Origin of the sequence: Streptomyces sp. NPDC001536 (genome assembly GCF_042894505.1) — a bacterium.
Lineage (GTDB): Bacteria > Actinomycetota > Actinomycetes > Streptomycetales > Streptomycetaceae > Streptomyces.
The window spans coordinates 1-12,558 of record NZ_JBIAVQ010000023.1 but is presented as its reverse complement, the minus strand read 5'-3'; the positions used below and the strand labels follow the sequence as shown (position 1 = coordinate 12,558).

Annotated in this window: 16 protein-coding genes and 1 pseudogene; 8 read left to right on the top strand and 9 right to left on the bottom strand. The window is 62.9% G+C overall.

Going from position 1 to position 12,558, the window contains the following annotated elements; all coding sequences use genetic code 11:
- The first annotated feature begins 290 nt into the window (after positions 1–290).
- Positions 291–590, top strand: a complete 300-nt coding sequence (locus ACFY0U_RS41480; protein ID WP_095046767.1) for a WXG100 family type VII secretion target — start codon at positions 291–293, stop codon at positions 588–590.
- Between the two features lie 68 nt (positions 591–658).
- Here ACFY0U_RS41480 and ACFY0U_RS41475 read toward each other — a convergent pair whose 3' ends face one another.
- Complete coding sequence (locus tag ACFY0U_RS41475) at positions 659–1,351, bottom strand: hypothetical protein (protein ID WP_388645137.1); 693 nt, start codon at positions 1,349–1,351, stop codon at positions 659–661.
- A gap of 74 nt (positions 1,352–1,425) precedes the next feature.
- On the opposite strand from ACFY0U_RS41475, the gene ACFY0U_RS41470 reads away from it, so the two are divergent.
- From ACFY0U_RS41470 to ACFY0U_RS41440, 7 genes are all read left to right on the top strand, one after another.
- A complete protein-coding gene (locus ACFY0U_RS41470; RefSeq protein ID WP_388645135.1) occupies positions 1,426–1,731 on the top strand; it encodes a WXG100 family type VII secretion target in 306 nt (101 codons plus the stop codon).
- Positions 1,728–3,041: a putative T7SS-secreted protein gene (locus ACFY0U_RS41465; protein WP_388645133.1), complete on the top strand. Its 1,314-nt coding sequence runs from the start codon at positions 1,728–1,730 to the stop codon at positions 3,039–3,041. Before ACFY0U_RS41470 ends, ACFY0U_RS41465 begins: the two co-directional genes overlap by 4 nt.
- 51 nt (positions 3,042–3,092) lie before the next feature.
- A complete protein-coding gene (locus ACFY0U_RS41460) occupies positions 3,093–3,671 on the top strand; it encodes a hypothetical protein (protein ID WP_388645131.1) in 579 nt (192 codons plus the stop codon).
- Positions 3,668–4,336 carry a hypothetical protein gene (locus ACFY0U_RS41455; RefSeq protein WP_388645129.1) on the top strand — a complete coding sequence of 223 codons (669 nt, stop codon included), beginning with the start codon at positions 3,668–3,670 and terminating at the stop codon, positions 4,334–4,336. The genes ACFY0U_RS41460 and ACFY0U_RS41455 overlap by 4 nt, the downstream gene beginning before the upstream one ends.
- The gene (locus tag ACFY0U_RS41450; RefSeq protein WP_388645127.1) at positions 4,333–4,896 is read left to right on the top strand and encodes a hypothetical protein; all 564 of its coding nucleotides are present in this window, start codon (positions 4,333–4,335) and stop codon (positions 4,894–4,896) included. Before ACFY0U_RS41455 ends, ACFY0U_RS41450 begins: the two co-directional genes overlap by 4 nt.
- 112 nt (positions 4,897–5,008) lie before the next feature.
- Positions 5,009–5,584: a hypothetical protein gene (locus ACFY0U_RS41445; RefSeq protein WP_388645126.1), complete on the top strand. Its 576-nt coding sequence runs from the start codon at positions 5,009–5,011 to the stop codon at positions 5,582–5,584.
- A 6-nt stretch (positions 5,585–5,590) separates the two neighbouring features.
- Positions 5,591–6,253: a hypothetical protein gene (locus ACFY0U_RS41440; protein ID WP_388645124.1), complete on the top strand. Its 663-nt coding sequence runs from the start codon at positions 5,591–5,593 to the stop codon at positions 6,251–6,253.
- Positions 6,254–6,255: 2 nt separating this feature from the next.
- Here ACFY0U_RS41440 and ACFY0U_RS41435 read toward each other — a convergent pair whose 3' ends face one another.
- From ACFY0U_RS41435 to ACFY0U_RS41400, 8 genes and pseudogenes are all read right to left on the bottom strand, one after another.
- Entirely contained in the window at positions 6,256–6,963 is a 708-nt protein-coding gene (locus tag ACFY0U_RS41435) for a hypothetical protein (RefSeq protein WP_388645122.1), read from the bottom strand.
- A complete protein-coding gene (locus ACFY0U_RS41430) occupies positions 6,960–7,874 on the bottom strand; it encodes a hypothetical protein (protein WP_388645120.1) in 915 nt (304 codons plus the stop codon). The genes ACFY0U_RS41435 and ACFY0U_RS41430 overlap by 4 nt, the downstream gene beginning before the upstream one ends.
- A 102-nt stretch (positions 7,875–7,976) precedes the next feature.
- Positions 7,977–9,182 carry a putative T7SS-secreted protein gene (locus ACFY0U_RS41425; RefSeq protein ID WP_388645118.1) on the bottom strand — a complete coding sequence of 402 codons (1,206 nt, stop codon included), beginning with the start codon at positions 9,180–9,182 and terminating at the stop codon, positions 7,977–7,979.
- A 1-nt stretch (position 9,183) separates the two neighbouring features.
- The gene (locus ACFY0U_RS41420) at positions 9,184–9,483 is read right to left on the bottom strand and encodes a hypothetical protein (protein ID WP_388645117.1); all 300 of its coding nucleotides are present in this window, start codon (positions 9,481–9,483) and stop codon (positions 9,184–9,186) included.
- A gap of 60 nt (positions 9,484–9,543) precedes the next feature.
- On the bottom strand, positions 9,544–10,629 hold the full coding sequence (locus tag ACFY0U_RS41415; RefSeq protein WP_388645115.1) for a hypothetical protein: 1,086 nt from the start codon (positions 10,627–10,629) through the stop codon (positions 9,544–9,546).
- Positions 10,620–11,285, bottom strand: a complete 666-nt coding sequence (locus ACFY0U_RS41410; protein WP_388645113.1) for a hypothetical protein — start codon at positions 11,283–11,285, stop codon at positions 10,620–10,622. Before ACFY0U_RS41410 ends, ACFY0U_RS41415 begins: the two co-directional genes overlap by 10 nt.
- A 282-nt stretch (positions 11,286–11,567) precedes the next feature.
- Positions 11,568–11,888: a hypothetical protein gene (locus ACFY0U_RS41405; RefSeq protein WP_388645112.1), complete on the bottom strand. Its 321-nt coding sequence runs from the start codon at positions 11,886–11,888 to the stop codon at positions 11,568–11,570.
- Positions 11,889–11,890: 2 nt separating this feature from the next.
- A pseudogene (locus tag ACFY0U_RS41400) lies at positions 11,891–12,558 on the bottom strand (hypothetical protein); the annotation flags it as partial.

Genomic DNA, 12,558 nt, shown 5'->3' with positions numbered 1-12,558 from the left:
TTCGTCCTCCTCGCTGGGCTGAGGCCGCCCCCGGAACGCTGAACTCAGTGCAGTGACCTTAACCAACGCACCTTTCCCCTGCGCAACGGGATGCACACGGGCTTCACAGGAGAGGGACGCTCCCGGGATGTGCACTGGTTCACGCTTCTGTTGCCGGACGTCCCTGTCATCCCAACAGCCCCACCCGTAAGATCTTTGCTCATGCGGACGGCCGGTGATGTCCGGCCCGATCGCATCAGTCAAGCCACGGGGATGGCCCTGCGGCGACCGCAACGGGAGGGAGAGCCGTCATGGCCAAGGACACAGACCTTACTTATTCCGAGATGGAGAAGAAGGCCAACGACCTCATCAAGGCGATGGGCGACATGGAAGACATGTTGAAGTCCATCGAAAAGGGTGTCGAGGAGCTCGTCGCCAACGGCTTCACCACCACGAAGGCCTCCGGCGCCTACGACGAGTCCATCAAGGACTTCACCAAGGGCGCGGCGAAGACCGTCAAGGGTCTGGAGGGTCTGTCCAAGTTCCTCACCAACGCGAAGAAGGCGTACGAGGATCTGGATGACCAGCTGGCGAAGAGCGCCAAGGGCTAGTCAGGCTGCGCCGTCTGTGCTGTTGAGGTGCGGTGGGGCGTGACTTCTTGTCCCACCGCACCTTCGCCTCACGCCTCGACGCTGTGGTCCTCGCCGGCCATCGGATGACGCGTCAGGTATTCGTGTAGATCACTGCGCATCTCCTTGGTCGTCAAGACCAGCCAGGAGTCGTCCGTGAAGCGGATGCGCAGCTTGTTGTACTCATAGTCGGGGAGTGGGTCCTCCAGGGTGGCTTCTCCGACGGGAATCTCGGCAACGATGCGCATGCGCTGCTCCTTTCCGATGGACACCCGCTTGGGGGGCGCAGCGAGCAGGATGCGGCCCTGAGCGAGGACGACGAACCGTTGGTGGTGCGAGGAATGGCTGTACCAACGCAGCAGGAATTGCCCGGCCTTCCTGCTCCAGTCGCCGTCAAAAGTCTTGTCGAGGCCGAGTTCGGTGGCGGTCTCGTCGCGGCGCTCGATGTCGAGGTCTGCGGCCAGGAGCTTCTCGCGTTCAGAACCGGTCGCCAGCCACTTTTTGAGGGCTTCCTCGGCCGAGGCGAGCAGCGCCAGCAGTGCGAGGACCAACATGAAAGGCGCGCCGAGTACGAGGCCGAGCAGCCCGAGTGGCCTGATGGATGCAGGCTTCAGCGCTGCCCCTCCGGCGGCTTGGTGTATTTCAGGGGGAGGTGTGGGGATTTTGCCGATTGTGCACCATGCGGCGGCGTCCAGGGCGACGCCGAGGCGGTTGCGTAGGGTTCGGTCGATACTCCTGGACACGCCGTCTCACCTTTCGCGCAGTCTGCGGGGCGACACCTTGCGACAGTGTCTCATGTCCGTAATGGGGGAATTCAATGGCTGACAGAATCTCGTTCGACCTCGCCACGATCAAGGAGTGCTCGCGAACACTCGGCAAGATTCACCGAGAGTTCGACGAACACGGAAACCCCGCCGACGGTTACAACGACGATCTCGGGCATGGTGACCTGAAGGATGCCTTCGATGATTTCGGTACTACGTGGAAGAAGACGCGTAAGAAGCTGACGAAGGAACTCAAGAGCCTCGCGGAGTACACCGCTGCCGCCGCCCAGAAATACGAAGAGATCGACCACGAGTTGGCGAAGGCTATCGCTGAGGCCACGGGGAAGGGGAAGAAGTGAGCAGGCGATCCACGGACTGGCCGCCTCTTTGGGACGGAGACCCCACTCCCGGTAATCCAGACGAAGTCGCGTCTCTCGGGCGCAAGTTGCGCAAAATGGCCGACATGATTGATGAACAGGCCCGGGTCGTCAAGGCGTTGGCCTCGGTGGAAGGCTGGGACAGCGAGGCCGGGCGGGCCTTCAATGAGATCGCCGACGGTGCCGGTGACCGCCTCAAGAAGTCGTTCGAGCGGTACGACGAGGCAGCCAAAGCGTTGGGCACCAAGGTGGGGGGCGGGTCCAAGGAATTCGCCAGCGAGTTGGACCGCGCGCAGAAGAAGGCAGACAAGGCGCTTGCGGACTATCGGGAGGCGGAGTCGGACCACGATCTCGCTGACCGGGAGGTGAAGAAGTTCACCGACAAGCATCTCGTGAGCGAGATCCCTGAAGCGGACAAGTCGGAGTACGAGCGGTGGGAGAAGAAGCGCGACGAGGCGCTGCACCGGATCGGTCAGGCACGAAAGGACGTCAAGGATGCCAAGGAGATCTTTGACGAAGCTGGGGAGAATGCTGCCAGACACATCAAGAACGTGGTGCACCACGATGCCGTCCGTGACCCCGGCGGGTTCATGAATTTCCTTGCCGACTGGGCGGATGGCTTTGCCAACATCTCTGCGATCCTGTCTGTAGCGGCGGTTTTTTGTGCATTTGTCCCACCGCTGCAGTTCCTAGTGCCACTTCTCGCTACTGCTGCCGTGCTGGCGAGTGCGGCAGCGTTGGCAGGTCACGCGTACGACATGCGGGTTCGCGGTGGAAAGGTGAGCTGGTGGAAGCTGACGGTCGATGTCCTCGGTGTCATGCCTGGACTTGGAGTATTTAAGGGGTTCACTGCGCTCAAAGGACTCAAGGGTTTGTCTAAGTTGAAGGGGCTCGGTATGGGCTTCAAAACAAGCGATGCCATCAAGGGCATCGGGTTCAACGCTCTAAATGGCGTCAGTGTAACGGTTACGAACAGGGTCCTCGCCATTGGCACCAAGCTTGGTAGCAAGTTCAAGCTTGGAAAGTTTGCCGATGAGTTCGTACCGATTGAAGGGAAGAAGATTACTGCGGTGATCAAGGGCACGGGACTCGCGGGTGCCCTGAACCGGATGTTCAACGGCGAAAACGGCGAACGGACCGGTGACGAAACGCCGTACTGGGATACGCCCAGCCCAGACACGAGCCCTACGCCGTCGCCGCCGGTCGGCGGCCAGGATTCACCGACCACCACGACCCCCAGCCCGTCCCCTGCTGCTTCACCGGCACCCTTCCACGCAGCCTTGGCCGCTTGAACAACGAGCCATGACATCTAGTCGAAGTTGTATGAAGGGAGTGTGGTTGGTGTGACTGATTCGGCCGAACTCGCGGAATGGGAATTCATCGGCCGCAGGGGAGGAGACCGTGCACGGCTGGTTCCTGGGGAAGTGGTCTTTGCGGTTCCCGCAGTCAAAGCACTTGCGGAGGAGGCGACAAGAGCGCTTCGTTTCGATTTCTTCGACGACAGGGCCGTGCTGAAAATGCTCCGGCAGCGGCACGACGATGAGCTAGCCATGTTCGACGCGGGGGTCAAAGTCGGTGTCCCGCTTGCCATTGTCGGATTTGGTGCCGTGGTCTATTGGGGTGGTGTGGCTCAGTACTGGGAGTCGGGCACGGCACGGTACGGCTACCTTGCGGCGACCGCGGTCGTTGTACTGGTGCTGATCTCCCTCTTTTTTCGAAGTGTCGTGCGGCATTGGGGTGATCCCGTCCGCCAGAACCTACGAGCCCGTGCCCGGAAGTACCGTGAGTTGGCGCACGTGGCCCGTCGTGGGGGAGCGGATATCCCTGCCCACTACCCTCACTACGGCCCTTATCCCTTCGCCGCGAACTTCCATCCTGATGTGGCGGATTCAGAGTTTGATGAGGATGAAGGTCGGACATGACGTCGACTACGCCTAAAGAGAACCTTCCAGGTTCCATGGGAGCCCAAGGTATCGATGTCCGCTGGGTTATGCCGGAGGGATTCTTCGAATTCCCGATGGATGCGGAAGACCTGGATCAGCTTGCCGAGCAACTGGTGGAGTTGGCTCGTAGGGCGATGCCGGAGGCTACCTTCGAGGTACAGTTGCAGTGGGCGGTCATGATCGCAGCACAATACGACTCCTTCATCGAAGCAGGAGTTCAGTACGCGGGAATTTGCATGACCACGGTGGATGACAAGCGCTGCACGGCCACGGTGAGCGTGAGCATGATTGACCTGGATGATCGCGTAGGCTCCAACCCAGTGGGTTTCATCGGCTCGACGATGAGGCACCTCGGTCTGGGACAGATCAGCGAGATTGAACTCCCTTGCGGACCTGCGGTTTCCTGCATCGGAACCCGGAAGAGCAGCTTGGACGGAAGTCTTACTGTTTCCGGCGACGATGAGCCCATCTGGACATCCTTCATTCAGGTTCAGATACCGCTGACCAACGGAACGGCCGTGGTAATGGAGATGGGCACACCGACGCCTGATGGCTGGGAAATTTTCTCCTCCATGTTTGCCGGTGTGGCGAAGAGCGTTCGCCTGTACAACGGCGCCGGCAAGCCGATCGTGATGCCGGGATGACCACGGGACCTGATGCAACGGAACCTCCCAAGGACTACCGGCTGTTGGTTCCGCGGGATTGGTTCCGCATCGACCTTACGCAGGACCGATGGCGGGCCCAGCTCAAGACTTTTGTGGACCGGCAGGCCGAGGGTAAGAACGTCACGGCCGAGGCCAAGCACGAGGCCTGGGTGATGCTGCGCAACACGGCTGAGGCGGGGGTCAGAGGTGGGGCGCTGGAGTACTTCCTGCGGTCGGAGTTGGAAGACCGCAGCATCATGCCTGCGACGCTCATCGTTTCCCTGATCCCCAGGACTGGCCCTCTGACGCCTCAGGACCTTCAGCAGTCGTTCGAGAAGAGAGAGCAACAGAGTTCGCGCCCCGCCGAGGTGTCGACGGTTAGGCTCCCGGCAGGAGAGACGGTTCGGATCCTCACTCCGACCACGATGGATCTGTATGTCCAGATGCCGGGCGCAGTCGGCTACCTGGTCCTCATGTTCGCGGTACCGCTGAGCGGGATGACTGGGCCGATGCATCGGCTCTGCGTATCCATTTCCGAGTCTCTGCGCTGGATTGTGTGATGTCGCAGATGAGTCGGCTGCAGTCGTTCCACGCCGCCTTGACGCCCGATGGGTGAGGAGAACGAAGTCGACTATCAGCTCCTCGTTCCACGTAGCGACATGTATCTGTGAGATGAATCCTGTCCCGCACTGTGGAATCTCCTGCCCCACCACCTGGGTACCGCTTCCGATCGAGCCGTCGGACGATGTCGCAAGTTGGTCCAAGAGCACCGCCGCGGAACTGTGGGAGCGCAGCAAGGCCGCGGGCTACGACCTGGATCGTCGGACGCTCAGGAAGGATCTGCGGGACTGGGCCAAGGACAGCCGCGGCCGGGAACCGTTCTACGCCTTCGCCTTCTACCCGGACGGACTCGATACCGCGCTCGGGCTCCTGGAAGTCGACCTGATCAATCCCGACGAGCTTGCCCCTCCACAGATCTCACGCACCGACTTGCCGGCCGGTCCTGCCGTGCGCATTCGTCAGAACTTCGTAGCTGAGGGCTCCCCGCGCCGTGGACCTGGGATCCTGCTTCAGACGGTCACATACGGGATTCTCCCTACTGGCTCCGAGAGCGCTGTCGTGCTTCTCATGTCATGGACTGCCCCGGGCCTGGACGAAGAGATGGAAGCAGCAGCGAACAGGATTGTGCAGACGGTGACATGGACTCTTGAAGTGTCCTCTGATGACGTGAGCCTGCCGTCTGCCTGAGAGGACATGGTGGTCAACGCTTCTGAAGCGGGCGCGCCGGTGGATGACCACGTGTGCCAGGTCGACTTCCAGCCGGGTTGGGTTGATCTGATGCTGGAGAAATTCGACTGGGTCGAAGCCTGGGCGGCGGCCACCGTGGTTGCGGCGACGCAGTTCGACTCGGCTGGACTCACCGTCAAGCCCCGTATCCTGATGCGGGACTTGAGGAAACGGGCGCTGTCTCTGAACAGGGACGAGCCGCTTCACGCAGCCGCCTATTACACACCCGACGGGCGGTGCCTGGTGGATTTCAGGTTCGACACGTACGTCGATGAGGGGAAGCCGAGGCCCACGCCTCCCGAAGTAGTGCCGTTGCTCCTGGAACACTCGGATGCGGAAGTCGTAGGTCAGCCGCACATCCGGTATCTGGATCTGGCTGTCGGCCCTGCGGTTCGCATGCAGGCCGAACTGAAGAACAAGAGCAGGCGCTTGGGGTTCGGCCGGGATTGGATGGCCGGTCTCGTCAAGTACGCCGTCTTCCCTCCCGGGCTTGACAGTCTGGGGATTGTCGAGGCGACGTGGTGGAAGGCGCAGGATGCTGAGGAGGCCACGCGGCTGATTGACGCGTTGGTGGCCACTATGAGGCTGGTTCCCGTCGATGCCGACGGTAACGAGGTGGGGTCTCCGTAGCCTCAGGAATCCCCGGCCAGGGCTTCGACCGGGTCGACGAACGAGACGGTTTGAAGGACTGCCGTCATCATGCGATAGATCTCTGCCCATTGGTCCATCGAAGCCGTGTGGAGGGTGAAGACGGCAGTGAACGGGCCGGTGGGGAAGGGGACATGGGCTTGTATCTGGCCTGTGAGGAGTTTCGCCGGCTCGCCGTTCGCTGTCATCTCGGGGTTGAGGCTGTACTCGCGGACGGAGATGCAGGACACCGCCGGGCCGCAGGGCAGGTCGAGCCAGATGGCGTCGTTGTACGGGTCACTGGACAGGGCCGCGAGGATGCCCTGGGCCACTACGTCTGTGTCCGAGTCGTTCTGGTCCGTGGGGACGATGCCCACGGTGAGGGCGCATTGGGCGACGCCGTCGGAAGGCTCGTGCCTGGTGATTTCCCCGTCTGTCGTGTTGCCGTCCTCCGCTGTGGAGAACAGGGCCATCGCGCCGTAGGAGACACCCGTGCTCCCCATGAGTTCGGCTATTGCCGCGTAATAGGGCGCGGCAGGCTCCCAGATGTTGTCGTCGCCTCGGGAGTACAGCTCTCGTACGAAGGAGTGGGCGCGTTCGGCACGTTCCTCGGGAGTCAGGCCGAGCGGGAGGGTGAAGAAGCCCTCCGGCGTGAAGAACCAGAGGGGCGGTAGGTTCTCGTCGGCATGCGTGACGTGCAAGGGGATGGTCATGTCAGGAAGTCTTCCGAGTGGTACTGGGTGAGCTTGAGCTCGGTGCCGTCGGCATCCATGACCGTGTGCAGGCCCGAGTGACCGAAGGAAGCCTTGACGGTGCTCGGCGCCAGAACCTCGATGCGGAAGCAGCCGCAGGGGTTCCGCTTCACAAGAGGTGACTGGGCGTCTGGTGCTTGGGCCGTGGCGAAGGATTCAGCGGTGCTCCGCTGTGCCGGGGTGAGCGAGCTCAGTGGAATGAAGTCCAACGGTTCGATCAGGTACCGGGTGAGCCTCTCCCTGGCGACACTGCTCACTCGGCACCATGAGCCGTCCGTGAAGACGATTTTGGCGTCGTTCCCGATTTTGAACTCCCGCAGTTCCACCTTCTCGATGGCGGACCGAGGTGTCTCCCAGAGGACCTCGTCGTCGACGAGGCTTTCGCTTCCCTTGGCGTAGGGGAAGCCCACGATCACGAGTCGGCGGTCAGTGATGACCGCGTGCGTACGGTACTGCTTCTCAGAGTTCCGGGCCGGGTCCAACTGCCAGGGGAGAGTGCGGGCGACGGTGCCGGGCGCTGCCCACATGACGGGGAAGTCCTCGACCTCGTCGGGCCGGTCATGGGATGTGTCCGAGCCCTTGTCCGACTTTCCTGGGCCGACACTGCCCGACTGAGAACTCAAGAGGCCCATGATGGCCACACCGGCGGCGATCGCCGCGCCTTTGACCGTGTTCCGGGCGGCCGTGTCTCCCGTGGAACGGGCGGTATAGGTCGGCCCTTCCGGCCAGCCCGCGAGTTCGCTCTGGATGTCGTTGCGCTCGGTGTCGCGGAACCATCGCATTCCCTTGACACGCGTGGCCGCGCCCGTGGCGAACGTGACGGGAGCGCGGGCGATCAGTGTCTCGCCCGTTTGGGGCAGCCAGACGCTCATATCGGTACGGATCCTCCTTCGCGACAATTTGGGGGCTGCTGGTTTCGCACTTCACGATGCCATGCCAAGGCGGATTCCAGGTCCCCGAGGCAGGCTCGCGAGCTAGTCCCCTGTCACGTGGCTGTAGATCTTGGGAGCGATCTTGAGGCCGGCGTCGAGAGCTATGCCTCCCGCCCCGAACGGGTTGATGTTCACCCCTGGTATGAGATTGGCCCCCTTTGAGCCGATCAGCTGCCCCTGGTGATAGCCCGCGACGGAGAGGCCCCCCATGCGTGACATCAAACCGCTGCTCGTATGCGCGACCTGGTAGGCCTCGTCGGACCAGCCTCCGATTTTCACCAAGCCGGCCTTGCCGAATCCTCCTACGATGTCCGCGGATTCCTTTCCGAAGGACATGATGATTCGGGAGCCACCAGCAATCTTGGTTGCCTCGAAGCCCTTGCCGAGTCTGCCGGCGGTCAGTGCGGCCTTGGACGCACCGACGATCTTGGCTCCCTTGCCGAACATCCCGATACCCGGCAGCAGCCCCACCGCGTCGAGTCCGAGTTGGGCCCAGCTCACATCCGCGCCGGCCGCCTTGGCCACACCGTGCGCAGCCAGGGTGAGTCCCGCGCCGATGAGTGCCGCCGTACCGAAGATGGCCGCGAGGGGCGGGAAGGGGAGTGTGGCGATCGCCAGCACACCCAGCACCGCTGTGATGTTGCTGAGTACGTCGCCGATCGCCTTGATCAGGTCGGCGTGGTCCTTGAGCCAGTCGCCGGTGGCATCCCAGGCGTCCGCGATGCCGTTGCCCAACTTGTCCCAGAATCCGGGCTCGTTCGGGGCGATGTCGGCGGCCTTGTCCAGTTCCTTGCTTATGTGGCCGGCGGCTCGGCTGTAGCGGTCCTCCAGATCGTGGACCTTGCTGATGAGCCCGGTCACCGCACCTGAGGCCTTGCCGTATTCCTCGGTGCCTTCCTTGGCGTTCTCCTTGGCTTCGAGCTTCTCCCCGGCGGACTTCTCCAGCCGGTCCGCCTCGTCCTGGAAGTCCTGAAGCTCGCGGGCCCAGCGGTGCAGCGCACGCGAAGCCTTGTCGAAGGATTCATGGCTCTTGCGGATGAGAGGTGTGACGTCCTGGCCGATGTACTCGCTGAAGGCGACGGCGGTCTTGCCCTTCCAGTCGCCGGTCTCGACCCGCTCCAACTCGCGTACCGCGGTGCCCAGTTCGCCCGCCAACTTGCCCAGGCGCTTGGCGATCTCCCGGGTGTCCTCCACGTTGCCCGGAGTGGGGTCCCAGCCTATGTGGGGGAAGGACCGCTGACCTGCCACCTCACTTGCCCTTCGGTTTGGTCTTGAGGGACTCGGCGAGGTCCAGGTCGAGCTTGCCGAAGGTGTCGCCGATCTTTTTGATCATCTTCACCGCACCATGGGTGTGCTTGCCCAGCTGCTTGATGCCATAGGCCCACTCGTCGGCGAAGTCCTGTACGTCCTCGACGAGTTTGCTCTCGCCGACGGCCGTGGCGTCCGTGCCCTTCAGGTCGCGGCGGGCGTCCTCCATGCGGTCGCTTATGGAGGAGAAGGTCTTCTTCAGGTCCTCGAAGACTGTGTCCTCGAGTCGCAGGTCGCTCATGTCCTGTTCCGGTCTCTTCGGGTGGCCGACGAGTGGATGCTTCGCCGGCCACCCGCGTGGTCAGCGGTTGACGGCCTGGATTTCCTGGACGGTGATGTCCTGTTCGTTGCCGAACGTGCCGTTGGGGAGGTCGCCGCCGGCGCCGCCCGTGCCGGTCCAGGCGATTTCCCAGGTGATGGTGGCGCGGAGTTTGTAGGTGCCGTCGCCGGAGGAGCGGAGGTATTTGAGGCCGCAGGGCGGGGTCTGGTCCGACTTGCCCTTGGCGTACGGTTCGCCGATCGAGCCGTCGGCGTTGATCGTGCACTCGCCGGAGGCCGGGTAGGTCTGGGCGTCCTTGGTGCCCGGCTCCAGCTTCAGGGACACCGGCTTCGCGGTGGTCGTGGCCGTGATGTTGAAGCTGGGGACGTTGATGGCCGCTGTCGCCTGGACCTCGTCGAAGACGGCCTTGTCGAGCCAGGCCCAGGTCGGGAGGTTCACCTTGGTCGTGGCCTCGGGGGCGAGGGTGACGTCGGTGTCGGGGAGTTCCATGTGCTGGTAGGCGAGGGCCGCGAGGATCTCCGGGGTGATCGCTTCTTCGTACTGGGGCGGCGGGGCTTCGCCGTTGTCGACCCAGAAGGGGAGGTCGGTGCAGGAGCCACGCTTGAGCACGTCGGGCTCGTTGGGGTTCTCGACCGCGGCCCAGAACATCCCCTCGCCGTCCTTGTCGACGTTGTAGTCCTTGTAGCCGGGGGTGTCGGTCCAGCCGTACTCGTCCTCGTAGTGGCGCTGCAACTCACCGAGTGCCGAGCCCGAGGTGCCGCCCATGCCTGGGGTGTTCGCCGCGTCTTCGATCGACTTGGACATCTTCTTCTTGAAGTCCTCGGCGCCGAGGTAGGGGGCGTACCAGCAGGGCGGGGGCGTCCAGTTGACGTCGGAGGACGTTACGTTGCCGGTGCCGCCGTTCTTGGCGACGGATCCGGAGTACTGGATCTTTGCGGCGGCGTAGATGCCGGTGTTGTCGCCGCCACCTGACTGCTCTGTTGTGCTGCCCTCGCCGAAGCCCGTTCCTTCCCCGGCGTAGGCCGGTTCCGTGAGGGCGGCGATGCCGAAGGCCAGCGTCAGCGCTGCTGTGCCGAGGAGCGCGCGTCGTGACTTGCTCACTGGCACTTCGCCGCCTTCTCCTGGACATACACCTTGGATGCTTGCCACAGGCTGTCGGCCGTAGGGGCCTTGACCATGATGATCTTGAAATAGCCGAAGTCCGTGATGCTGGGCGTGGTTTTCAGGACCTTCCCGGTCTTGACCTCTTTGCCGTAGAACTTGCTTGAGTCCACGCAGAACGCGACCTCCACCGCGCTGCCGTTCGCGGCGGACCGGGTGCTGACGTTGTATTGACGCCGGGTGCCGGTGGCCGTCCAGCCACCTTTGACCCTGTCGTTGATCTGCACCTGCGCGTAGTGCAGTCCGTCGCCGGTGGAGTAGGCGACGACGGCTGCGTCGTTGGCCGTGCGCTTGTCGACACCGTGGTAGATGGCCCGGATGTAGTTGGCGGCGTCCTCCATTGCTGCCGCTTCGTTCTTGTCCTTCGGCGCGTCCCAGTCGAAGACCAAGTTGATGTCCTTGGGCAAGGAGACATCCACCCCGTCCGGCTTGTCCTCCGCCGGTGCTCCCGAGGGCGACGCCGACTCCTTCGGAGACGCCGACGCATGGTCGGCGCCCGCGATCTTGTCGTTTGCGCTGTCATCCCCGCTACCGCAGGCCGTCAACAGCAGTGCCGCCGTCGCCGCCAGCGCGGCAGCAACGGGCAAAGAGCGGCGCTTCACAGTGAACTCCCCGTGAGAAATAAGTTCAGTCAAGAGGTCTGACGGTATCGGTGGGGTTCCGGGTTTCGCCAGAGCGAACTTGCCTGTGAAGTGAGGCAATTCAGGGCGTATGGGGCACGCGGGGGGTGTGAGCTGTGTCCTGATCATGCTCGAACGGGCGACGGCGACGGCCCCGGATGTGTTGGCGAGGCGGGGTGTGTCCGGGGCCGCCGTCGCCGCTGAGGTTTGCTCCGCTGTCGCAGGGTCTTGGGGTAGTTGTGTGGTCCTGAAACGCAATCCCGGTCAGGCGAAGAACTTTCGGATCTCGGTCGGGGCGTGCCCCAGGCGCTTCCATTGTGCGGTGAGGTGGGCTGCCATCAGTGAGAAGTCGTCGGCTTCGGATTGAAGTTCCGGTGTCGATTCCGCGGCTGTCACTTTGACGTTTCCGTCGGACAGGTTCATTCGCATGATGCCGGTGGATTTTCCCTGGGAATCCGTCAGCTGAATCGAAGCGGTGGCCTCGTCGAAGGTCAGGAAGGTCTCTCGTGTGCCGTCAACGAGAGCTCGGTAAATGTGCGGAGATGCTCCGGAACTTGTCAGTTTGAGCAGGAAGGAGTGAGCCATCTTTATTCCTCGGCGGTGACAGGGCGCCCGTGTCCGTCGCGGGCGGCGGCAGCTTGATCCCAAGTGTATCCAGCGTCGATCGTAGCCCGATGTGCTTCGCTGTAGCTCTGGCTGCCGGTGCTCCTCATGTGGTTCGACTCGTGCAGTTCGTGCCGGAGCAGGTCTATGTCAGCCGGATGTGGATCGCCGTTCGCAAGGCGCTGCCATGCCTCGGCTATTCGAGGGTTCGAGTCGAAACGTGCCATATACGCGTCGCCGTAACTGTCGAGCAGGTGCTCCTCCTCGAAGAGATGATTCTTGATCTGCTCCACATCTGATCTGGAGAATCCGTGCTCTGCCGCCGATGCGGCCACATTGTCGATGTCATCCGTGGAACGGATCGTGTCGTACGCCTCGTCCGCCCATTCGGTGACGAAGTCCAAGTCGCTGCGTGCGCGGCGTAGAGCACCACCGGTCTGGAGCATGCGGTCGATCTGCCGGAGCCCCTGAAGCCCGTTGCGTACTCCTCTGGCCATTTCGGCGAGGTTTTTGAGGCCGCCGCCGATGCCGCCCATGGCGCCGGCGCCGAGGGCGCGGAGTCCGCCGGCTTTCCACAGCATGCCGAGTTTGGCGATGCTGGTGAGGCCTTTGGTGGCGGGTATGCAGTCGAGGAGTGCCCAGGCGAGGTCGC